Raw genomic sequence first — 21,362 nt, 5'->3', positions numbered from 1 at the left:
CCAAAATGGCGCAAATTGGCTATCTTTATAGGGCGATAAGTTATTTATGCTTCTAGTAAACGATTGGCATCACGGAAATGATATTAGTTACCATTTAGATTAGAGAGAACAAAGAAAGTAAGGAAAAATGTATGCTAAAACAAGTCACTGACTGGTTGGCCAGAGATCCGGATCCACGCACCCGTGAAGAACTTCAGTACCTCATTGATGAGAAGATGACGGAAGAATTGCAAGACCGTTTTCGCGGCAGGCTTGAATTTGGTACCGCCGGATTACGTGGAAAAGTCGGTTCGGGACCAAATCGCATGAACCGACTTGTCATTCAAGAAACCGCGACAGGACTCGGACATTATCTCATCGAGACGATTGGTGATGCCGCTGCTCGTGGCGTGGTGATTGGCTATGATGGCCGAACCGATTCGAAACAATTTGCTCACGACACAGCCGCTGTACTCACCGCCTTGGGCATTAAGGTTTACCTCACCCATAAAGTGGCCCCAACCCCAGTGGTTGCGTTTGGTGTCAAACAGTTTAATGCCGCAGCAGCGGTAGTGGTTACCGCAAGCCACAACCCACCAGAATACAACGGTTTTAAAGTGTATTGGGAAAATGGTGCGCAAATCATACCACCTCACGATGCGGGTATTGCCGCCGAGATTGAGCAAGCGACGCACAAACCTATCCCTCTGATGTCGTTGAGTGATGCGGAAAAACACGGCCTTTTGGTCTGGCTCAAAGAGGACTACTACCAAACGTATCGCCAAGCGATGAACACGCATCCATTATTAAGATCTGGCCATGCGGTTGATATCTCCATCGCGTACACCGCTATGCATGGTGTCGGCGCTGAGATGGCCGAGACACTGCTGGCCGATGCCGGTTTCACTCACGTGCTGAGCGTACCTGAGCAACGAGAGCCTGATGGCACGTTCCCGACGGTCAACTTCCCGAACCCAGAAGAAGCTGGGGCGATGGATATGGTGATGGATCTGGCAAAAACCGTCGATGCAGAGATTGCCTGTGCCAATGACCCTGATGCCGACCGCTTTGCCGTTGCTGTTCGCAAACCGGATGGTAACTACCAAATGCTCACAGGGGATCAAGTGGGTGCGTTGTTCGCCGACTATCTCCTCAGCAGCGTGGATGCCAGCAAACAACTGGTTGGCAACACCATTGTCTCTTCTCGCTTGTTGGCTGACATCGCCAAACAGCACGGTGCCCATTACTACCAAACGCTCACAGGCTTTAAGTGGCTCACCAATGTAGCCATGGCTCAGCAAAACGATGACAAGCAGTTCTTGTTTGCGTATGAGGAAGCACTGGGCTACACCGTGGGCAATAAAGTTTGGGATAAAGACGGTTTGTCAGCGCTGGTCGCGTTTGCCCAGCTCACGGCACATCTTAAAGAAAATGGCCTTACCTTGTGGGATAAATTAGAGCAGCTTTATCGCCAACATGGCTTCTATTTTAACGCGCAGCGCAGTATTGCCTTATCGCCTGATTCGCCCCCCATCGGGGACCAGCTGAGAGCCAAACCGCCGAAAACCATTGCAGGGCAGAAGGTAACGGTGATTGAAGATCTCAAAGCGTCGTTGCGATACGTGACCAATGACGTGACAGAAGCGATTAACCTGCCGGCCAGCGATGTTCTGATCTATCACCTTGAAGATCGCTCACGCGTTATCGTTCGCCCTTCAGGCACTGAGCCGAAACTGAAGTGCTACTACGAGGTGATTAGCGATTTCCCTGCTGAGTTGGATTACCAAACCGCACAGTTTAAGGCCGAGAGCAAAATGAACGCGCTTATTGCTGCCCATCAACAAAGCTTGTCATCGTAATAAAAACAAAGAGCACACTCGACGTATGAGTGTGCTCTTTGACTAAACCAGTCTAATGATTAAATGACTTTTTGCAAGAAGTACTTATTGATGCCTTTTGCTGGGTAATCGCTATATTGTCCAACCTGCTCAAAACCCAATTTGAGATAAAAATCCAACGCTTGGAAACTGTAGGTATCAAGACAAATATCCGTCACCCCTTGTGGTTTTACCTCGTGTTCCAAACGCTGCATCAATTGACTGCCTAAGCCATGTTGACGGTAGTGTTCATCTAACCAAAGAAATTCCACAAAGACGCTGTTGGTAAACAAATCGCCCGTTAGGCCGCCCACCAAATTGCCCTCCTCATTACGAACAAAACAGCCGATCTTTTTTACTTCGCCATCAGGAAGATGTTGAGCATTGTAAGCACGAATCCCCTGACGAATGGTTTCAAATTCTTCATTTTGTAGGTCAAAGGTAAATTCTGTTTTCAAGTCCATTGCATTCCTCCCGTCTGATCGTTACCCGCCACTCTATGCTTAAGCATTACTGCTTTGTTTTTTGCATGTTTTGGTTTTTGCAAACTTTGGTTTTTACGAGCTCTAGTTATTGCGAGCCCTAGTTAAGAAAAAAGCCAGCGGCGCTGGCTTTTACGTCAAAACAATCTATCACGAGTTAAAATTCAATAACATCCAAAGAGATAAGAAAACAAATACCGCCCCCATCACTTTGTGCTGATAAAGTCGGAACGTGGCATTGTCCAAAAGCTTCTTACCAACCGTGCCAGCCAAAGCAACCAACACAAAATTGAACAATAAACCCAAAACATTGAGAAGCAGACCTAACGCCAACATCTGTTCACCAGAAGAGGCAGAGATGTTATTCGACACAAACTGAGGCAAAAACATCACAAAGAAAACCAACGCCTTGGGATTGAGCAAATTGCTCATTAATGCGCGTTGGTAGTAAGTCAATGCCATGGCATTGTCATGCTGAGATTGCGGCGCTTGCGCTGGAGAAGTTCGCAAACAGTCCCAACCCATTTTGAGCAAGTACGCGCCGCCCAGTAAATGGAGGGCTTTCAAAGCCAAAGGGCTCATGGCTATCAACGCTGAAACGCCCATCGCGGCCAGCAAGGTTAAGATGATCCCCGACGTGGCATTGCCCAAACTGGCAAATAGCCCAACTTTCTTACCGTAACTCATGCTAGAGCTGGCAATCAACAGCATGTCGGGGCCTGGCAACAATAACAATGCAATCACTGCCGTTAAATAAACAGGCAAAATAGTAATATCGATCATTTTTATTTTGGTCTTTTGGAACAAGGGCGCGGATTTTACCGAAACAGCCCCATAACAACCAGATATACCTCCATCATAAACATCATTTGCCGATTTAATAACCAACCATACCAAAACAACCAGCGTGTTCCGCTAAATTGTGCCTTGCGATAGGATTGAGAGCAATTTTGTACAAAAATGGGGGGAATGTTTGGCGTACACTCAACTCATCTCAACGGACAAGGCAAGCAATGAAAAAGAACAGTAAGGAAGTCGCACATTTCCAAATTGCCTCAGAACTGGGGGGATTGGAGTTACTTGATGCCAAATATGAGAAGCAAAATTTTTCTCGCCATAGTCATGAAGGCTATACCATCGGCGTGATTGAAAAAGGCGCGCAACGTTTTTTCCGCACCGGGGGGAACCATATTGCGCCGCAAGACAGCATCATTCTTGTAAACGCGGACGAAGTGCACAACGGGCATTCCGCCACTGAAGGCGGTTGGGAGTACAAAGCCATGTACCCAGTGCCAGAGCAGTTTCAAAGACTCAGTGAAGAATTGAATGCACCGAATATCGCCATCCCCTATTTTCCGCAGCCTGTGGTCTACGACCCTGAATTAGCCATGCAGCTTCGGCTGGTTTTTGACACCTTAGCCAATTCGGACAATCGCTTACTGCGAGAAACCTTGGTGTATGGCACCTTGATTAAACTCGCGGCGAAACACAGTACCCATCGGATTTCGCCTCAAAACAATCCGGCAGCGCAACGTCAATTAACCTTGGTTAAAGAGTTTCTTGATGACTTTCCGCAAGCTGACGTTTCCTTAGAGGAGCTGGCAAGGCTGGGCGGTATCAGCCCTTTTCATCTTGTTCGCGAGTTTCAAAAACGCTATGGATTCCCGCCACATGCCTATCAGATACAGCAAAGGCTAAGGCTCGCCAAACAACTACTGCGCCAAGGCCGACGTATTTTGGATGTGGCTCAAGAGTGTGGTTTTCATGATCAAAGCCATTTCCACCGCCATTTTAAAAAGGCGATGGGGGTGACGCCTGGGCAATATGTGAAAAATTTAGCATGAGGCAATTTTGTACAAGCCTGCACATCACCATCACTTTAGGCTGAAGAAAACATCACGATGAGTCATAAAATGGATACCACACTTTCTCACGCCGACAACTCGAAAACTCGGCGTTTTCTACGAGGCACCATGGCGATGATGCCACTGAGTATTGCCGTTCTTCCCTGGGGGCTGCTGGCGGGATCTTTCGCCATCGATTCCGGTCTCACGGCTTTGGAAGGGCAAGCCCTTTCGGCTATTTTGTTTGCAGGCTCTGCTCAGCTTGTCGCTATGGGGATGATCAAAGCAGGGGCTGGCGTTGCCACCATGTTGCTTACCACCTTCTTTATCACTTCGCGCCATTTTCTCTACAGCGTTTCCATGCGCAGTAAAATCGCTCCCCTTCCCTTGCGCTGGCGTTTGTCGTTGGGCTTTCTCTTAACCGATGAGTTGTTTGCTCTGGTCGGTCATCAACCAGACAAGCAGTTTGACCGATGGTATGCCCTTGGGGGCGGTTTGAGCTTTTATCTCTTTTGGAACGCCGCCACGTTTGGCGGTATCTTGGCGGGCCAGTTTCTCCCACAACTTAACGATCTCGGGCTGGAATTCGCGGTTGCCGCAACCTTTATCGCCATTGTGGTCCCCAGCATCAAGAGCGTTGCTGTCTTGGTCAGTGTGGTGACGGCACTCATTCTTTCGGTGGTGCTTCACTTCTTGAAGATTGAAGGGGCATTAATGATGGCCAGCATCGGAGCCATGAGTGCTGGCTATTTGGCAGAACAATTAGGAGCTCGCAAATTATGATCATGCTAACCATTTTAGCGCTGACCGTGTTGGTTTTCGCTAGTCGTTATCTGTTTTTGGAGCCGAGTTTGCCATTGAAGCTGAGCCACAAAACACAGCGATTCTTAAGCTACGCCAGCCCGGCGGTATTAACCGCCATTTGGGCACCTATCGTGTTTATCCCAGAGGGCGAGTTGCAGCTTTCACTGCAAAACCCCTATCTGCTGGCGGCGTTTGTCGCGGCGTTGATCGCTTGGCGCAGCAAAAACGTACTGCTCACTACCATTGTAAGTATGTTCCTGTTTTTGCTTTTAAAATTGTGGGTATTCTAGTTGGACGTTGCTCAATGGTTGTTAACAGGCCACCCACTCAACTTCCAATAAGGTGGTGTCACCACATTTAAGGCGACCTAAAAACACGTCGCCTTTATGCACTTCGCCCACCCCCTGAGGTGTGCCTGTCATCACGACATCGCCATCATCCAATGTCACGTAACCTTTGAGCTCTTCCAGTACCGTTTGCGGTGAGTACAGCATTTGATTGACATGCCCTTTTTGTACGCGGACACAATTAATAAACAGTTCGAGGTTGAGATCGTCGCTAGCGATGCCTTTCAATTCGATAAAGCGGCTGAGTACCGCAGCACCGTTAAAGGCTTTCGCTCGCTCCCATGGGAGGCCTTTTGCTTTGAGATAACTTTGTGTCTGTCGTTTGGTGAGATCTAAGCCGATGCCAACCCCCGCATACTGGCCGTTTTCAATCACAAAGCAGATCTCGGCTTCATAATGAAGCGGCTCTTGATGGAAAGAATGCAATGTGCTGGTGACTGCCGACGCCGGCTTGTGAAACAGCACCATTTGATCGGGAATTGTGTTTTGCAGCTCTTCAATATGCTCAACATAATTACGCCCAACGCAGAGCACTTTGCCCGGTTGCAAGGTTTTGTTTCTGAAGTGGATATGGCTCATTTCTCTTCCCTGAACAAACACAAAAACGCGATTCTAAACTAGCCACTGATAAAGTGCTCAGAATCCAATCACAGAATCATCCAAAATGAGAAGCTCGATCCATCAATTGAGCTTTTCGAGCACTTTTTCGCACAAACTTTTCAATGTCACCAACTCGTCAATGCTGAGATCGATACGACAAAGCATGTTTTGCGGCACCTGTTGAGCTTGCTGTTTCAGAGCTCTGCCTGCTTCCGTGAGAAACAGCTCTCTCACACGCTCGTCAGTTTGACCGCGGCGACGTTCAACAATGCCTTTTGCTTCTAAGCGCTTCAATAGCGGGGTTAAGGTGCCAGAATCAAGATGAAGCTTAGCGCCTAAATCTTTCACATTGATGCCGTTTTGCTGCCACAAGACCAACAACACCAGATATTGTGAGTAGGTCAGATCCAACGCTTCAAGTAATGGTCGATAGGCACGGATCACTGCATTAGCCGCACTGTATAACGGGTAACATATTTGATTTTCCAGCAAAAGTTGCGCTTCAGAATCCCCTTGGCAACGGATAGTTTGTTCAGACATCACTCACCTCACAAAATAAATTGTGCACAATATACTTGCAAACAACAAAAGGATCGATATAAGATTGCAAACAATTAGATTGCACACAATCTATATAACAAAGGAACATCGACCATGAAAACACTTTACCAAACTTCCGCAACGGCTTCTGCTGGACGAAACGGCCTTGTCAGCACTGACGACAAACTGCTGGAACTCAACCTAAGCTACCCAAAAGAAATGGGCGGAACAGGTGCGGCAACCAACCCAGAGCAGCTCTTTGCCGCAGGTTACGCCGCCTGTTTTTCTAACGCGATTTTGCATGTCGCTCGCGAAGGAAAGATAGCGATTAAACAAGCGCCTGTCACCGCGACGGTCGGCATTGGCCCGAATGAACAAGGTGGTTTTGCCCTAACGGTCTCACTGGCAGCAGAAATCGACCTGCCTGCGGATCAGGCGGTGAAATTAGTCGCCACAGCTCACCAAGTGTGTCCTTATTCTAATGCCGTTCGTGGCAATATTGACGTCCAGTTGTCAGTCAATGGCGTTGCGATTTAAGTAAGGCACGCATAGCGAATCACGCTTCAACATACAAAAAAGCCAGCAGTGACACTGCTGGCTTTCCACATGAGTGGACAATTGGACGGCTAAAACATGTTAGCGCTTATAGGTAGTAACGAGCACCTAGCATCCATTTGTCGTCTGCTTTTTCTTTGTAGTCACCAGAACCTTGTAGGTCAAACTGGTAGCCAGCAAAACCAACGAACTTCGGCGTGAAGTTGTACTCAGCTTGAACCGCTGACGTGCTGTATACACGCTTGCTTAGCTCTTCATCAATCACAGATTCGTAGTTAACGCTTAGGTTGATGCCGTTGTTTAGCGTGTAAGCCGCTAGCGCTTCGTAAGCTGAAGTATCTTTTAGCAAGTTACCATTGCCCGAGTTCATGTACTCATTCATTGCGTACACACCCGCTACGTACAGACCTTTGCCGTAAGCGCCATAAGTTGCACTGATAACATGAGATTCAGACGTTTTCGCACCAACACCAGCGGTGTAGTTTACGTCACCCGTGTTGTACGCGTAGTTTGCGGTAACGCTAGCAATGCTGTAGTTCAATGCGATTTGTGCACGGTTGCCGTAAGAGTTCTTGTCGTCTGTTTTACGACCTTGCCAGCCAAGACCTAAGCCAATCTTGCCCGCTTCGCCTAGTTCAAACGCCTTAGCGTAGCTGACCATCTCTTCTGCACGACCTGTACCTAGGTTACCGTGATCTTGGTAGATGAAATCGTTCGCGAATGCGATTGGCATATCCGCCACGCCTGCAACGCTGTAGTAAGGTGCCCATTGAGTACCAACAACACCGCGGCCAAGGTTTTCATGCGTCAGGCCAATGTAACCTAAGCGAGTAGAAAGTGCGTTTTCACCACCATCTAGGTAGTTGATAGACCACTCACCTTTTGCATCAGCCGTAAATCCATTGCCGAGATCTTGAGTCGCATTGAAGTTGATACGCGGAGAAACCGCTGTCACACCTAGGTCACCTTGCTTGGAGTCTTCCAACGCAACTGAAACGTGGCCGCCAATAGAGAAAGTCGTACCATCGTTGTTGTAAACTTCCACTGCAACTGCTTGAGTGCCGAATGTTGCGCTAGCAACAGCAAGAGCCAAAATGTTTTTGTTCATTTTTAAGTTCCATTAGTTATTACACATAACATGCATATTCCAACCAGGTAGAGAACCTTAGAATTCAGCTACTTCTGGTTAACATCTGGCGAGAACTTTATGCGATGGCACAACAAACCACCCAGTGAAATAATATAAATTGACCATAAAGATAATAAATCACTAATTTTCAATTAGTTAAATTTAAAAGCACAAAAACAAAATGAGTTATTTTGATGTTACAAATAGTTACATCCCACCAAAAGCAAACCGAGTAAACGATTGGCAAAATCAGAAAAACAACCGAAATGTTAATAATGATGTTACAAACAGAAATACTTTCTCCCTTCTTTAATGAAGAGAAATTGGAAAACGCTGGTCTTATACCCAAGTAACCTCGAGATGCAAGTTTCAGAGAGATTGAATCCATATCGTAAAGCGCACGCAATCCATGAGGCGCATGTAACAGCTCAATGAGAAACCCATTATGAAAATCGTCAAAATCCTAAAAGAGTGGCTACCCGTGCTGGCGGTGGTATTGATTGTCTCCATCGCTCTTGATTTCTACTATTCGAGAAATCTGCCAAAAGAAAACGCGCTCCCCCTCTCCGCTATGACAACACTTGGAGCACAAGTTGACTTACTGAGCGCCAGTGAAGACTCCCCTGTGGTTGTCTATTTTTGGGCAACCTGGTGTGGTCCTTGCAAACTCGTTAGCCCGACGATCAACCAGATCGCAGAGTTCTACCCCGTTATCAGTGTGGCGATGCAATCGGGAGACGAAGGAAGCGTTAATCAGTATTTGCAATCACAACTGTATGATTACGACACCATCAATGATCCAACTGGCAAAATTAGCCGTGATTGGGGGGTACAAGTGACCCCGACCGTTGTGATTGTGCGCAATGGAAAAATTGAGTTTATTACCTCAGGCGTCAGTTCTCCGATTGGCCTGTGGCTCAGATTATGGTTGAGCTAGCGATTCTATCGTCCTCATCATTCATTGAACTGCAATACAAGCACAACCAAAGCGTCATGAAATAGAAATCGTTTGTTCATTTTTAATCAGTACCTTAGCTGCATCAGGAATCGGGCATGTAAGCCCATTGAATATAAAAAGGTAATTGAAAAATGAAAAAGGAAGCTTTAGCAACCGCAATCCTATCCGCAGTGGTCACCGGGTCATCTTTCGCAGCAACCGTTTATGAAACAGACGGTACTGAATTAAAAATTGGTGGGCGTGTTGAGTTCCGTGGTGATTTCATTGGTACCGACAAAGGTGTTGAGATCGACGGCACCATGGCAGACAGCACTCGTGCCCGTCTTAACGTAAAAGGCACCACTGACCTTGGGAACGATCTACAAGCCTTTGGTTTTTACGAAGCTGAACAGAAAACAGGTGAAAGCAGCTTCAAAAACCGTTACATGTACGCCGGTGTGAAGACAAACGCAGGTGCGTTTTCTGTTGGTAAGCAAGATATGGCTTCTGTCATCGTTTCAGACCTGACGGATATTACCGAGTTTTCTGGCGTGCAGCAGTTCATTGATGCGTCATCAGACAAAACAGACAGCACGTTTGCCTATCGCGGCAGCTTCGATGCTCTACAAATTGAAGCCACTTATTCAGCAAGCGACGCTGACAATAGCGACCTGATGGGCATCAGTGGCCTTTACTCTCTTCCTATCGGTCTGGATCTGGGTTTGGCTTACTCCACAGGTGATAACGGTGCTGGCAACGGTAGCCAAAACCAGATCCTTGTCGGCGCAGGCTATACCTTAAACGATCTTTATCTAGGTGCGACTTTCTCGACGGGTGATCTCGATGACAAAGCGAAGCAAGAATTCACCGCCTACGAATTTGCGGTTCAGTACAAAATCAGCAAACCATTTAGCGTTGCCGCGATGTACACCTTCGCCGAAGAAGACGATAACGGCACTAAATCGGACGCAACTAAAGGTCTCGAGTTGGTGGGTTACTACAAGCTAAACAGCAACTTCCGCACTTACTTGTCTTACTACCTCAACAAGCTTGATGATGTAAAAGACGTAAACGGCAAAGTCACTTCTGGTGAAGACACACTTCGACTTGGTGTACGCTACGATTTCTAAATGCTTGTTTTCATCGAGCCTTTTCAAGCCGGTATCCCTACCGGCTTTTTTCTTCCCTAGACTTATCTTGTGTGAATCAACTCGAATTAATTTGTAATTGTGACGTTAATTATATTTATAGCGATAATAACAGTGCTAGTTTAGAGGTTAATTTCATTTTTTTTTATATACTTAATGAAAATCTATCAATCATCTTGTCTTAGAACCGACCAGATAGAGATAAAAGCGTTTTGACATAGAACAACAAAACGCCATGCTATATAATCCAAACCGAGGATATTTATGGTAGATGGCAGAAGTAAAATCGTGACAAACTCAAAAATAGTATTGTTATTAAAGGCCGCTTATATTGTGGCGGTATTGTTGATCACGCAAACCTTGGTGGAAGAACATAGCCTATTGCCTTGGTCTTACGTGTTGTTTGCGATTGCCATGATTGTGGCACTCTTTTCTACGTCCCACAAAACCAAAAATGTGTGTGCTTTGGTCGCCACAAGCTACCTTTTTGTCGGCAGCATCGTCGATCCGCTCGATATTGACGTGATTGAAGAGACGTTTATTCTCTTACCGTTATGTTATTTGGTCCTTTTCCCTGGGACTTCTTGGGCATTTGTCATCGCGTTACTACTCACGACTTCGTACTTCTTATCAGTCGCGCCAGAAGATGTCGATGAACTCGTTGAAGATGCCATCGAGCTTCTTGCGATCTCCGCTTTCGCCTCAGTCATGGTTTATTACCAACAGAAGTTTTATCGTCAATTAACCAAATTTCGCGAAGACAGCCGCACAGATTACCTCACTCAGTTACCAAATCGTCGAGCGTTTTACACCGATCTCGAACAAGTGGAAGCACTATCTCAGCAAGGAAAAAACAGTGCGCTAATTAAAATCGACATCGATGCCTTCAAGGAGATCAATGAAAGCTTTGGCCACGAGCAGGCCGACCTGTTATTAAAGCGTTTTTCAAGGAGGTTGAAGAAAGCCGTACTTGGTTATGGTCAAGCCTACCGCATGGAAGGGGATGAGTTCGCCGTTTTAGTTTTTGAAAACCAAGACCTAAAAGAAGAAATCAACGCATTAAATACGCTACTACGCTCGAAGCTAATGGCCGTTTTTGAACTCGAAAGAGGGTCTTACCAGCTTTCTTACGCTACGGGTGTGGCACTTTTTAACGAAGCCATGTCAAACCTCGATATTTGGCTTAGAAACGGAGACATTGCCGTTCAAAAAGCGAAGCTTAAAGGTCGAGGTAAAGTTCGCTGGTATGACGAAACTTTGTTAGACGAGACGATACGCCAACATCAGATTGAACGAGAACTCGACAAAGCCATTGAACTAAAGCAATTTTCATTGGTTTACCAACCTAAGGTTTCCCTTACTTCGGGAAAAATTACTGGCGCAGAGGCGCTCATTCGTTGGCAACATCCGGAACTCGGAACCATCAGTCCTCTTGAGTTCATTACTATTGCAGAGAAAACCAAACAGGTTATTCCGATTGGTCGCTGGGTAATACTCGAGGCGTGTAAACAAGCTAAAAAGTGGTTAGATCTTGGCTACGATATCCCTGTTTCGGTCAATGTCTCAACCGTTCAATTTGCCAATGATGATATTGAACAACAGGTCAATTCCGCATTATTCGAATCAAACCTTCCCGCCAGTTATCTGCAATTAGAGATCACCGAAACTGTCTTGATGAAAGAGCCGCAAAAGCTCATCGCAATTTGCCACAACTTGAGGCGATCTGGCGTGACGGTTGCGATTGATGATTTTGGGGTTGCCTACTCATCGCTCAACTACTTAAAGCAGTTACCTATTGATGTGTTAAAAATAGATAAAGCCTTTATCGATGACTGTGTTGAGAACCATCACGATCACATGCTAGTCAGAACCATCGTTCAGCTCGGCCACAACATGGACAAAAAAGTCATCGCAGAAGGCGTGGAAACCGAAGAGCAGCGCTTGTTGCTTGTCAGCGAACAATGCGACGAGTTCCAAGGTTATCTCTACTCCAAGCCCCTCGATGTGGAAGAATTTAACCGCCAGTTACTGCAAATTTAGCTCTCCCCTGCACCATGATTCCTTTGCACCATAACTGTCGCCTTTTGAATGGTTATGGTGCGGATCTGGGATACTCAACAACCCAAAACTAACAAAATCAACAACTTAAAAACTGGCACAGCTTCTGCAAAGATAGAGGAACAAATGCATGGCAGCGTTTGTGCTTCTCGTTCTTATCCTCCTCACCGAGGTACGTCCTTTAATCCGCATTTGCGCCCCTGAACTCAGGGGCTTCTTTTTACCCCGTACGCCGCAAAACATTTGGCTTCGCCATGCAGAAAACGTATGATTCTCGGACTTTTTTGTGAATTCGATTATCTATGCAATCTCAACACCACCCAATCCTTGGCGCGTCGTGGATGCTGACCGCCGGTTTAGCTTTCGCTATCGTCAACAGCCTAGCGCAAGTTGCCAGTATTCAATTTGCCATTCCGTCGACCACTGTTGCGCTGATTCAATATGGCATCGCTTTAATTGTGATTTTGCCGTACTTAAAAACGCTGGGCATTCGCCAATCGCTGCGCACCTCTCATTTTGGCTGGCATGCACTGCGAGTCTTTTTGTCGGTTATCGGTATTCAGCTTTGGCTTTGGGCACTCGCTTATCCGGTGCCGATCTGGCAAGGCATCGCGCTATTAATGACTTCCCCACTCTTTGCGACGATCGGCTCTGGGCTGCTTCTGAAAGAAAAAGTGGGTGTGGCACGCTGGGGCGCGACGCTGTTCGGTTTCATTGGTGCGATGATCATTCTTGAGCCTTGGGCGGATGATTTTCATCTTGCGACCTTACTGCCTGTCGGCGCGGCCTTCTTTTGGGCATGTTATTCACTGATGGTTAAAAAACTTTCGGTCAACGATCCGCCCTCCACCATGGTGGTTTATCTGCTGCTGTTGATTACGCCATTCAACATCATGCTGGCGATTCCTGATTTCACCATGCCGAGCAGCACGACCATTTGGCTGATCCTTTTTGCAGCGGGCTGCATGACTGCACTGGCGCAATGGGCCATCGTCAAAGCTTATGCCAGTGCCGATGCCTCCTTTGTTCAGCCTTTTGATCACGCTAAACTACCATTGAACGTACTTGCCGGTTGGCTTGTCTTTGGTTGGGTGCCACCGGGCAGACTCTGGCTTGGCGCCTTCATCATTATTGCTTCTGTGGCCTTTATTACTCATTGGGAAACCAAAAAAACAAAATAGCGTGAAAGGAAAACATCGCCAGTGCGTTCTACTACACTAATAGAGCGATTTTGAGGAATATTTAATGAGTGAAGCGATTAAAATCACCCTGTACCGTTGGGCGGGAAGTTGGGGACCATTTAAAGTCAACATCCCATGTGGTGAGTGTACGTTAACCAAAGATATCTTAACCGATACGTTTGCCAATGAACTCAACGGTATTCCTGTTGAATTGGAAGTCAAAGACTGGCTTTCTCATTGGTGGGAGCCGTTAAAGCTCGGCGCTTGGCATGCGCCTATTTTGGTGGTTGAAGGCAAAGTGATTAGCCAAGGAGAAGCTCTTAACCGTGGCGTACTGATTCAATCTGTGATCAAAGAGTGGACAAAGCGCGACACCCTCAAAGGGAATATTGTTTTTGGTAAAGCGACCTGCCCTTACTGTGTCAAAGCCAAGCAGCTGTTGGATTCGGCGGGCATTCACTACCAATATCACGATGTCGTCAAAGAAAGCGCCGCGCTGTATCGTATGATTCCAGAAGTCAAAGCCATCATTGGCGAAAAAACGCCCGTCACCGTACCACAAATTTGGCTAGATGGTTCGTACATTGGAGGTTGCGATAAGCTGGAAGTCTACCTTAAAGAGCATGGGCTTGATGTCGTTCCGAACAATGTGGTGGAGATGGCAAACTGATTACGTTGACCATAGATAAGCAGATAAGAAAAAACCTGGCGATGCCAGGTTTTTTTGAAACTTTACTACAAAATAACGCTTTAAGCTTGCTGTTATTTTGCCATTTTCTTTAGCATGCGGCTGATAAATGACGCTTTCTTCTTCGCTGTCTTGCCATACATAGCTTTGTGCATTGCGTCTTTTGCCATCATTTGACCGATGTAAGCACCGCCTAATTCATAACCCATCTTGATTCTCCAATGTTTTCTCTTCTGTTTACGTTTGTAATATTACTACAAAACCACCAGATAACAAGACGAAGATCACATTTATTTGGTAATTTTATTTCATGAAAAGATAAAAAACATTTATCACGAAAACAAAAAACGGCAGTAACATTGCCGTTTTTTTGAGCGTTCTAAAAGAGCGATTCCGCCAGCGTTAGCTACGCTTCGGTTGCTGATAGGTTTTACCTGCAGCTTGGTAGGTCTCTTTGGCCTTGATCTCGAACATGACATCAAAGAACCAAGCGGCAAACTTCACCAAGTGCTCACCTTCGTTCATTACATGCTCAACGTATTCCGTCTCTTCACCTGCTTCGTTTTCTTGTAAAGTCACGTGATAGATTCGCTTTTCGCCATCCACTTCTGCCAAAGCAAATTGCCCTGAAAGCGATGTTGCCGCTTCTGCAACTTCCTCATCGTCACACGCTTTTATAAGCTCAAGTGCTTTAGGTAAGTTCTCTTGCTGGCAAATCTGCTTAACCAACTGTTCAAATTCATTTTGTTGCATGGGTAACCCTCATTAACTGCTGCGCGGCATTGTAGTGACGGGGGGTGAGATAATCAAGTTAGACTTTCTGTACCTCCGGCGTCGTCATCACTTTACCTTTGAGCAGCAACACCGCAAAACACCCCATCGCAACTAGAATATAAAACAATCCTAATTGAGCCTGAGTTCGCACGCAGTGTTCAACCAAAAATCCACCGAGCAGAGCTGCCATTACCATCTGCACTGAGCCAGACAACGCAGAAACAGATCCTGCATTTTGCTTGTGAGGGGCAAGGAGCAAGCTGATCGACAGAGGGAATGACATCCCTTGAGCAAAACTCATCACGGTAAAGGCAGCGATCAAACTGGCGCTACTAAAAGGCGCCCAAATGAGCCCACAACCTGACAGAGCCACAAGAACAAAACTGGCGGCAAGCAGCCTCTTCACCTCGAAATAGCGCAACAAGACATTGACTGTCACACTACCAAGCAAAAGACCAGCAGATGGAATGATCATCATGCTGCCATAATCAGCAGCAGAAAATCCAAGCTCTCCTTGCATCATGAAAGGGAATACCGAGAGCGAAACAAGGCTAACAAGGTAGCTCATCCAGTTAAAACTGGCACTGCCGATCACTTGTGGATTAGTCGCCAAAGTGCGATAAGTCGCCAACACGGTTAAAGGGCGAAAACGTTTCTTGGCGTAAGGCAAGGTTTCTGGCAACACAAAATAGCCCAACGTAAATATCGCCAATAAATAGCACAACACAAAAACGAACACCGCTTGCCAACTGACATGAAAGGCGATCCAGCCGCCAAAAACCGGGGCAATGATCGGCATGATCGACGCGGTAATCGAAATATAAGAGAGCGCTTTGGTCAATTGTGCCCCTTCGTAGCTGTCTCGCAATACAGAACGTCCCAACACCGATGCACTGCCCGCTCCTAATCCTTGCAGCAATCGACCTAACTCTAACGCTTCAATACTGGATGAAAACGCGATACAGATGACAGTGCCGACTAAGTAGATCCCTTGGCCAAGGATGAAAACTGGACGTCGACCAATCGCATCAGACAAAGGGCCATAAAAGAGTTGTGATGCACCAAAGCCAACAAGAAAGAAAGTCACGACATTTTGTACGTCAGCTTGTGTCAATCCGAGGTCGTGACTAATAAGAGGAAGAGACGGTAAATAAATGGCCACGCCCACTTGCCCTGTCGCGATGATCATCATCGCTAAAAGCAATGGCATTTTTTGTAACGACTTCAGCATTCCCCTCTCCTCTCTTACAGCAAATTATTTACAGTTTATATTGGCCTTTGATTGATGATAATCTCCCCAATCGGAAAGAGATTAATTCCCTAAAGGAAAGAATATGGATTGGTTTCAAAGCGTAAACAGCTACATCAGAGTGGTGGAAGAAGGCAGTTTTAACGCGGCAGCGCGTAAAATGAACACCACCAGTTCCGCCATCAGCAAGCGGATACAGTGGTTAGAGGAGAAAATTGGTGTTCAGTTGCTTAAGCGCACCACACGCTCCATCAGCCAAACCGAAGCGGGCGCTCTGTTTTATCAGCGCGCAAAGTTGCAACTCGATGGCTGGCAATCGGTTTTAGATGAGACGCGATCCGTCAACCAAAGCCCAGCTGGATTACTGAAAATTGGCGCAACCCTTGCCGTCGGATCCAAGTTCTTAGTTCACTATCTGGATGATTTTCTGGAAAAATACCCAGATATTAAAGTTCAGCTCTTTACCACATTGCCAGGGCAACTGCCTGAGTTGAGCCTAGATCTTTTTATCAGCCGAGAGTTGGAACAGCTGAACTCACTGAGCTTTAAAGCAACCGCGTTGTTTGAGCATAAAGCGACGTTTTTTGCGGCCCCCAGCTATATTGAAAAATATGGCATGCCGGAGAATGCAGAGCAGTTGGTGAATCACAATATCTTGATCTGGGGAGAAAAGCCGAGTCGAGAACTGAAACTCAACAATGGTAAACGCATGACTTTGCGTGGCAACTTCTCGACAACCAATCCAGAAGCGCTTTTCCACGGCGCAAAACGAGGCATGGGCATTCTGCTCAGTAATAACGTGATGATCAAAGAAGAGCTGCGCACTGGCGCTTTGGTTCCTGTTCTGCCAAACGTGCATGCAGACGAAGCCACCGTTTACGCTTACTACCCCAAACTGGACTATCAGCACACAAGAACAAAACTGTTTTTGGATTACCTTAAAGAGCGGCTACAGCAAGAAAAGTCGGTATAGAGCAAAAAAGTGCTATCTGTTTTTGATTTCTAACCCGTTAATAATCTAAGGATTAGGATCATATCTCCGAATTTCTTTTGCAAAGCTTGGTCTGGTGAGCGATATTTAACGTGATGCATATCGAGATTGTTTGTACAACTCTATGTAATAAAAATGTCAATATAAAATCAGGTAGAGAACGTCAGATGAATGATTCAACGATCCAAGCTTGTATCGACTTAGATGAGCTTATTCATACTCTATCTCTCGACGGTAACGAGCTTCTTAATCAAGTAACGCTCAAGCTGCATTCCACTTTGAGCTCAAACTGCACCTGCATTGTAGAGATCGATCTCCACAGTAGTCATACACATACTTTGTCTTATGCAAAGAATGGGGGAATTGTAGGATCTCCTCGGCACAGTTTAGAAGATACACCTTTTGCAAACATTGCTCTAAAAATCATAGACCATTGCCGCTACGACCAAGAGAGCTACTATGCCTGTGAACAAGAAGCCGTACTACAAGACGCGGAAAACCATGCCCTCATTGGTATCCCTTTACGAGGCCACAATGGTGATATTCTCGGCATATTGGTCTCAACTTTCTCATTCAAGCCTTACGATGAGGCGCTCTTCATAAAGTACCATCGTATCTACGCAAACATGATTATTCATGGGCTAAGAGAAAAATGGCTGAGTGACCGTTCAGAACAACTCGTCAACCAACTTAGCTATGAAGTGTCCCATGACAATTTAACTGGACTGCTTAATCGCAGTTGTTTATCTGATACGCTTGAAACCTTGACACAACAATCGGATCGCTCCTTTAGCCTTGTGTGCATCGATATCGATAACTTTAAACTGATTAACGACATTCACGGTACCTATATTGGTGATCAAATAATTAAGTTCACAGCCAAAGCCATACAAAGCACCCTTCCTAGCCCTGCGCTTGCGTATCGTGTTGCCGGAGATGAGTTCGCCTTCATCACGTACACCGATGACCCAGAAGAGGTATGCCAACATATTCTCAACAAAATTGCTTTTGGCTATCAAGACAACGCCAACCATGTTCAGTTTGACATCAGTATTGGTATCGCTAAAGCCACGCAGAGGTTGATCACCAGTGACGAGTTATTTCTTAATGCCAGCCTTGCGATGAAAGAGTGTAAAAAACACCCTAATAATCGTATTCGTTGCTACGATACACACCTTAGTGCTCTCTATCATAGAAGAACCCAACTGATTGAAGCGATTCGAGAAGAACTCGCTAAACCCATTGGGGACAACAATGAGATTTACGTAGCCCTCCAGCCGATAGTCAACGTTCACCAAGATCGCTGGGATTATTTCGAAGTACTTGCGCGTTGGGAGAGTGAAGAATATGGCTCAATCTCACCCGCCGAGTTTATTGATGCCGCAGAACAATCCGGGCTTATTGTTCAACTTGGGGAGCGCATCATTGAACTGGCTTGCCTCAGCAAGTTGTATCTAGAGGAACAATTGAACTACCCAGTGAAGCTGAGTTTGAACTGCTCTGCCTATGAACTAAATGATGATCAAAGATACGTCGCTAACCTTAACCACATGATGGAAAAATATCAGCTGGACGCCCAAGATTTTGTCATCGAGCTGACTGAAACCGTTCTTCTGACACAGACGGGAAAAGAACACATGGTGCTAGATGCCTTGAGAGCACAAGGATTTAAAGTCGCGTTGGACGATTTTGGCACCGGTTATTCTAGCTTAAACTACATTCACAGCTACCCGATCGATACCATCAAGATAGACGCAAGTTTTGTCCACAATATGCTCAACAACGATACGGCCGAAAGAGTGGTTTGGCTGATTACCCAGTTAGCATTGCAATTAGGAGTCAATTTGGTGGCTGAGGGGGTAGAAGAGAAGCAAGCATTAGATAAACTCTCAGAAATGGGCTGTCAGCAGATCCAAGGCTATTACTTTTCTCGTCCTATGAAACCAAAAGACCTCGTTATCTCCATTCAACGACGATCACTAAGAAGTGCCATTTGAGCTGGGGCAATAATATGACGTCGGCTATGGCACATCCGAACAGTGCGAGGCTGCAAAAAGCCTGAAGTTGGACTTACAGGCTTTTTGCTTTTGGGGCCTACTAAATATTTTGTTGCTCTTGTTCTCTCAACAAAGTGTTGAGTTCATTTACCGTCGCAAGGAAACCAGCCATCTCTTTCTTAGGCACCGAGCTTGCCATCGGAATGTTCGCCTTCATCGCATCAACTGGGCGATTATTTTCAAGTAATTCATAGTGCAAATGTGGACCGGTAACACGGCCAGTTTTTCCACTTAGTCCAATGCGTTGACCACGCGACACTTTTTGTCCTTTGGTTACTAAAACTTTGCTTAAATGAAGATAGCGTGTCTTATACTTGCTGCCATGCTCAACCACCACATAGTTGCCGGCAAACGGATGGTTTTTACGTACCAAGATGACCGTTCCATCCCCCGTTGACATCACCGGAGTGCCAATTGGCGTCGCAAAGTCTGTTCCGTTATGGGGCATTACACGTCCGGTCACAGGGTGCAAACGATGTGGGTTGAAATTCGAGCTTAAACGCCAGTTCGTGGTCACCGGATAGCGTTGAAAAGCGCGTTGTAAGCTTTGACCTTTGGCATCGTAGAACTGTCCATCGGTATGAAGATACGCAGTAATCTCGCGGCCACGATTAAAGATCTTTATCGCTTCGATTTGGCGTTTACCACTTTCGACGCCATCAATAAACTGATTTCTACGCACGATTTCGAAGCTATCCCCTGCACGCAGATCTTTAGAAAAGTTGATTTTCTCTCTTAACAGAGAGACAACCTGATCAATTTCGATGCTATTTAGTCCAAGTCGATAAGCCGAACTTGAGAAGCTGCCTTCAATCGTGCCAATCAAAGGTTGCTGCCGCCATTCACCCGGCAAACTGACTTGTTCAAAAGCAAAGCTACCGTCATCATTGCGCGTGAACACCGCTTTGTCTGCAATGCCAAGAGCAAGTTCCATCTTATCTAATGTGCCCGTTTCTTCATCTTTCCAGAAACGTAGCGTATTGCCTGGTCGCAACGTATCAAGCACCAAAAAATCAAGATCCGTTTCCATGACCTTCATCATCTGTTGGTAACCGAAGCCCAACTGAGTAAAGATGGTGCTTAGGTTATCGCCAGATTGGATTTGGTATTCAAAACTTGGCGGATTCTGCCACTCTTCTAGAGAGGTTGAAAGATTAGAATTCGTTTGCGCGTAATAGTCTTTAAGATTCAACTCAACTGTACGAGTCAAGGTAGATTTGGGTAACGAGGCTGAAATGCCCACAATAGCAACCAATGGTAATGACAATAGCAGCCATTTCTTACCATTGGATAACTGAGAAAAACGACTGTTTATGACTTGGGAGGACACGGTTTACAATCTCCTGCGGAACAGGGTTACAAGCTTATGCATTTCCCAACAATAAATCATCAAATAATTGCTATTTTCAAGCCAAAAACCGCCTCAAAAATGATTATTTAGCTGATTTTAGTTTGTTTTCATCAACAGTAAAATGACGTTCAACTCTTTTAACCGGTTGTTCTACAAAGGATTGACCAGAATCATGAGTATTGAAAACAACCGCTATACCATCTTCATCAACTTTTTCTAATGATTTGATATGAATTCGATCGCCCAAATAGATGGCATCTACCATGACCAGTCGCTGTGGCAGAGCATCAAATTTAAACAGCCCGAGATAGTAAAAACGCCCGCTACCTTGATTACTCACCGACACAGGGGCCACGTACAAACTCGACGATCGCGCCTCAAGCGAATGCCAATGTGCCAACCACACTGTTGCGATGCCTCGCTCTGCTCCAGAATCATAGCCTCCAGTCGCTATTTGCTGTTGCACATCAAGTTCTGAGATCAAAGCGAACGCTTTAGTTTCGGGCACGATAATTGTGATCGGGTTAGTCGTTTTCTTTCCGGTTAACAATTCAACGATCGTATCGGTTTTTACTTGCTGCGATGGAAATTTTGCCATGATCTCGTGATCGTTGAGGCTAAAACGATAGAGGCCAGCGACAATCACAACCAAGAGCATCACTATGGGAATCAATAGAATAAGTGGGATGGGTAAAATTATCTTTCTCATCGATGCACGACTCATAATTGGGGTTGTGCAGACCTTAAATGCGTTTCTTATAATTATCAATA

Annotated in this window: 22 protein-coding genes; 12 read left to right on the top strand and 10 right to left on the bottom strand. The window is 45.9% G+C overall.

Going from position 1 to position 21,362, the window contains the following annotated elements; genetic code table 11:
- The first annotated feature begins 131 nt into the window (after positions 1-131).
- Complete coding sequence (locus tag FC652_RS00550; RefSeq protein ID WP_176297073.1) at positions 132-1,838, top strand: phospho-sugar mutase; 1,707 nt, start codon at positions 132-134, stop codon at positions 1,836-1,838.
- A gap of 59 nt (positions 1,839-1,897) precedes the next feature.
- On the opposite strand, the gene FC652_RS00545 is transcribed toward FC652_RS00550, so the two are convergent.
- Together FC652_RS00545 and FC652_RS00540 are read right to left on the bottom strand one after the other, a co-directional pair.
- Positions 1,898-2,320, bottom strand: coding sequence for a GNAT family N-acetyltransferase (locus FC652_RS00545; RefSeq protein ID WP_011152390.1), 423 nt, complete (start codon positions 2,318-2,320; stop codon positions 1,898-1,900).
- A 168-nt stretch (positions 2,321-2,488) separates the two neighbouring features.
- Positions 2,489-3,121, bottom strand: a complete 633-nt coding sequence (locus FC652_RS00540) for a LysE family translocator (RefSeq protein WP_011081514.1) — start codon at positions 3,119-3,121, stop codon at positions 2,489-2,491.
- Positions 3,122-3,351: 230 nt separating this feature from the next.
- On the opposite strand from FC652_RS00540, the gene FC652_RS00535 reads away from it, so the two are divergent.
- The 3 genes from FC652_RS00535 to FC652_RS00525 all read left to right on the top strand — a co-directional run bounded on the left by FC652_RS00535 (position 3,352) and on the right by FC652_RS00525 (position 5,276).
- Positions 3,352-4,182, top strand: coding sequence for an AraC family transcriptional regulator (locus tag FC652_RS00535; RefSeq protein WP_011081515.1), 831 nt, complete (start codon positions 3,352-3,354; stop codon positions 4,180-4,182).
- 69 nt (positions 4,183-4,251) lie between these two features.
- Positions 4,252-4,965: an AzlC family ABC transporter permease gene (locus tag FC652_RS00530; RefSeq protein ID WP_176297195.1), complete on the top strand. Its 714-nt coding sequence runs from the start codon at positions 4,252-4,254 to the stop codon at positions 4,963-4,965.
- Positions 4,962-5,276 (top strand): AzlD domain-containing protein, encoded by a 315-nt coding sequence (locus FC652_RS00525; protein WP_176297072.1) that lies wholly within the window; start codon positions 4,962-4,964, stop codon positions 5,274-5,276. Before FC652_RS00530 ends, FC652_RS00525 begins: the two co-directional genes overlap by 4 nt.
- Before the next feature lie 21 nt (positions 5,277-5,297).
- Here FC652_RS00525 and FC652_RS00520 read toward each other — a convergent pair whose 3' ends face one another.
- Together FC652_RS00520 and FC652_RS00515 are read right to left on the bottom strand one after the other, a co-directional pair.
- A complete protein-coding gene (locus FC652_RS00520; protein ID WP_040110920.1) occupies positions 5,298-5,912 on the bottom strand; it encodes a fumarylacetoacetate hydrolase family protein in 615 nt (204 codons plus the stop codon).
- A gap of 102 nt (positions 5,913-6,014) precedes the next feature.
- A complete protein-coding gene (locus tag FC652_RS00515) occupies positions 6,015-6,473 on the bottom strand; it encodes a MarR family winged helix-turn-helix transcriptional regulator (RefSeq protein ID WP_176297071.1) in 459 nt (152 codons plus the stop codon).
- A gap of 114 nt (positions 6,474-6,587) precedes the next feature.
- Between FC652_RS00515 and FC652_RS00510 the strand changes: the two genes are divergently transcribed.
- Complete coding sequence (locus tag FC652_RS00510) at positions 6,588-7,010, top strand: organic hydroperoxide resistance protein (protein WP_011081520.1); 423 nt, start codon at positions 6,588-6,590, stop codon at positions 7,008-7,010.
- Positions 7,011-7,116: 106 nt separating this feature from the next.
- On the opposite strand, the gene FC652_RS00505 is transcribed toward FC652_RS00510, so the two are convergent.
- Positions 7,117-8,136: a porin gene (locus tag FC652_RS00505; protein ID WP_176297070.1), complete on the bottom strand. Its 1,020-nt coding sequence runs from the start codon at positions 8,134-8,136 to the stop codon at positions 7,117-7,119.
- 466 nt (positions 8,137-8,602) lie between these two features.
- Between FC652_RS00505 and FC652_RS00500 the strand changes: the two genes are divergently transcribed.
- From FC652_RS00500 to FC652_RS00480, 5 genes are all read left to right on the top strand, one after another.
- Entirely contained in the window at positions 8,603-9,094 is a 492-nt protein-coding gene (locus FC652_RS00500) for a protein disulfide oxidoreductase (protein ID WP_176297069.1), read from the top strand.
- A gap of 152 nt (positions 9,095-9,246) precedes the next feature.
- Positions 9,247-10,224: a porin gene (locus FC652_RS00495; RefSeq protein ID WP_176297068.1), complete on the top strand. Its 978-nt coding sequence runs from the start codon at positions 9,247-9,249 to the stop codon at positions 10,222-10,224.
- A gap of 282 nt (positions 10,225-10,506) precedes the next feature.
- Entirely contained in the window at positions 10,507-12,282 is a 1,776-nt protein-coding gene (locus FC652_RS00490) for a bifunctional diguanylate cyclase/phosphodiesterase (RefSeq protein WP_176297067.1), read from the top strand.
- A gap of 320 nt (positions 12,283-12,602) precedes the next feature.
- Positions 12,603-13,481, top strand: coding sequence for a DMT family transporter (locus tag FC652_RS00485; RefSeq protein WP_011081525.1), 879 nt, complete (start codon positions 12,603-12,605; stop codon positions 13,479-13,481).
- A 64-nt stretch (positions 13,482-13,545) separates the two neighbouring features.
- Positions 13,546-14,151: a glutaredoxin domain-containing protein gene (locus FC652_RS00480; protein WP_088428510.1), complete on the top strand. Its 606-nt coding sequence runs from the start codon at positions 13,546-13,548 to the stop codon at positions 14,149-14,151.
- Positions 14,152-14,243: 92 nt separating this feature from the next.
- On the opposite strand, the gene FC652_RS20505 is transcribed toward FC652_RS00480, so the two are convergent.
- The 3 genes from FC652_RS20505 to FC652_RS00470 form a co-directional block, all read right to left on the bottom strand.
- Positions 14,244-14,378, bottom strand: a complete 135-nt coding sequence (locus FC652_RS20505; RefSeq protein WP_011081527.1) for a hypothetical protein — start codon at positions 14,376-14,378, stop codon at positions 14,244-14,246.
- Positions 14,379-14,571: 193 nt separating this feature from the next.
- Complete coding sequence (locus FC652_RS00475; RefSeq protein ID WP_176297066.1) at positions 14,572-14,922, bottom strand: hypothetical protein; 351 nt, start codon at positions 14,920-14,922, stop codon at positions 14,572-14,574.
- 58 nt (positions 14,923-14,980) lie between these two features.
- Positions 14,981-16,174 carry a multidrug effflux MFS transporter gene (locus FC652_RS00470; protein ID WP_176297065.1) on the bottom strand — a complete coding sequence of 398 codons (1,194 nt, stop codon included), beginning with the start codon at positions 16,172-16,174 and terminating at the stop codon, positions 14,981-14,983.
- Between the two features lie 103 nt (positions 16,175-16,277).
- On the opposite strand from FC652_RS00470, the gene FC652_RS00465 reads away from it, so the two are divergent.
- A complete protein-coding gene (locus FC652_RS00465) occupies positions 16,278-17,165 on the top strand; it encodes a LysR family transcriptional regulator (protein ID WP_176297064.1) in 888 nt (295 codons plus the stop codon).
- 185 nt (positions 17,166-17,350) lie between these two features.
- Complete coding sequence (locus tag FC652_RS00460) at positions 17,351-19,180, top strand: bifunctional diguanylate cyclase/phosphodiesterase (RefSeq protein ID WP_176297063.1); 1,830 nt, start codon at positions 17,351-17,353, stop codon at positions 19,178-19,180.
- 100 nt (positions 19,181-19,280) lie between these two features.
- Here FC652_RS00460 and FC652_RS00455 read toward each other — a convergent pair whose 3' ends face one another.
- Together FC652_RS00455 and FC652_RS00450 are read right to left on the bottom strand one after the other, a co-directional pair.
- Positions 19,281-20,570: a peptidoglycan DD-metalloendopeptidase family protein gene (locus FC652_RS00455; RefSeq protein ID WP_176297062.1), complete on the bottom strand. Its 1,290-nt coding sequence runs from the start codon at positions 20,568-20,570 to the stop codon at positions 19,281-19,283.
- A gap of 103 nt (positions 20,571-20,673) precedes the next feature.
- Positions 20,674-21,300 carry a hypothetical protein gene (locus FC652_RS00450; protein WP_176297061.1) on the bottom strand — a complete coding sequence of 209 codons (627 nt, stop codon included), beginning with the start codon at positions 21,298-21,300 and terminating at the stop codon, positions 20,674-20,676.
- Positions 21,301-21,362: the final 62 nt, after the last annotated feature.

Source organism: Vibrio sp. 05-20-BW147, from assembly GCF_013369385.1.
GTDB lineage: Bacteria > Pseudomonadota > Gammaproteobacteria > Enterobacterales > Vibrionaceae > Vibrio > Vibrio floridensis.
The sequence above is the reverse complement of the archived record's forward strand: the minus strand, read 5'-3'. Positions and strand labels throughout refer to the sequence as shown.

Excerpts from the sequence above, each read along its gene's own strand:
- FC652_RS00550 (WP_176297073.1), top strand. The coding sequence starts at position 132 with ATGCTAAAACAAGTCACTGACTGGTTGGCCAGAGATCCGGATCCACGC.
- FC652_RS00545 (WP_011152390.1), bottom strand. The coding sequence starts at position 2,320 with ATGGACTTGAAAACAGAATTTACCTTTGACCTACAAAATGAAGAATTT.
- FC652_RS00540 (WP_011081514.1), bottom strand. The coding sequence starts at position 3,121 with ATGATCGATATTACTATTTTGCCTGTTTATTTAACGGCAGTGATTGCA.
- FC652_RS00535 (WP_011081515.1), top strand. The coding sequence starts at position 3,352 with ATGAAAAAGAACAGTAAGGAAGTCGCACATTTCCAAATTGCCTCAGAA.
- FC652_RS00530 (WP_176297195.1), top strand. The coding sequence starts at position 4,252 with ATGGATACCACACTTTCTCACGCCGACAACTCGAAAACTCGGCGTTTT.
- FC652_RS00525 (WP_176297072.1), top strand. The coding sequence starts at position 4,962 with ATGATCATGCTAACCATTTTAGCGCTGACCGTGTTGGTTTTCGCTAGT.
- FC652_RS00520 (WP_040110920.1), bottom strand. The coding sequence starts at position 5,912 with ATGAGCCATATCCACTTCAGAAACAAAACCTTGCAACCGGGCAAAGTG.
- FC652_RS00515 (WP_176297071.1), bottom strand. The coding sequence starts at position 6,473 with ATGTCTGAACAAACTATCCGTTGCCAAGGGGATTCTGAAGCGCAACTT.
- FC652_RS00510 (WP_011081520.1), top strand. The coding sequence starts at position 6,588 with ATGAAAACACTTTACCAAACTTCCGCAACGGCTTCTGCTGGACGAAAC.
- FC652_RS00505 (WP_176297070.1), bottom strand. The coding sequence starts at position 8,136 with ATGAACAAAAACATTTTGGCTCTTGCTGTTGCTAGCGCAACATTCGGC.
- FC652_RS00500 (WP_176297069.1), top strand. The coding sequence starts at position 8,603 with ATGAAAATCGTCAAAATCCTAAAAGAGTGGCTACCCGTGCTGGCGGTG.
- FC652_RS00495 (WP_176297068.1), top strand. The coding sequence starts at position 9,247 with ATGAAAAAGGAAGCTTTAGCAACCGCAATCCTATCCGCAGTGGTCACC.
- FC652_RS00490 (WP_176297067.1), top strand. The coding sequence starts at position 10,507 with ATGGTAGATGGCAGAAGTAAAATCGTGACAAACTCAAAAATAGTATTG.
- FC652_RS00485 (WP_011081525.1), top strand. The coding sequence starts at position 12,603 with ATGCAATCTCAACACCACCCAATCCTTGGCGCGTCGTGGATGCTGACC.
- FC652_RS00480 (WP_088428510.1), top strand. The coding sequence starts at position 13,546 with ATGAGTGAAGCGATTAAAATCACCCTGTACCGTTGGGCGGGAAGTTGG.
- FC652_RS20505 (WP_011081527.1), bottom strand. The coding sequence starts at position 14,378 with ATGGGTTATGAATTAGGCGGTGCTTACATCGGTCAAATGATGGCAAAA.
- FC652_RS00475 (WP_176297066.1), bottom strand. The coding sequence starts at position 14,922 with ATGCAACAAAATGAATTTGAACAGTTGGTTAAGCAGATTTGCCAGCAA.
- FC652_RS00470 (WP_176297065.1), bottom strand. The coding sequence starts at position 16,174 with ATGCTGAAGTCGTTACAAAAAATGCCATTGCTTTTAGCGATGATGATC.
- FC652_RS00465 (WP_176297064.1), top strand. The coding sequence starts at position 16,278 with ATGGATTGGTTTCAAAGCGTAAACAGCTACATCAGAGTGGTGGAAGAA.
- FC652_RS00460 (WP_176297063.1), top strand. The coding sequence starts at position 17,351 with ATGAATGATTCAACGATCCAAGCTTGTATCGACTTAGATGAGCTTATT.
- FC652_RS00450 (WP_176297061.1), bottom strand. The coding sequence starts at position 21,300 with ATGAGAAAGATAATTTTACCCATCCCACTTATTCTATTGATTCCCATA.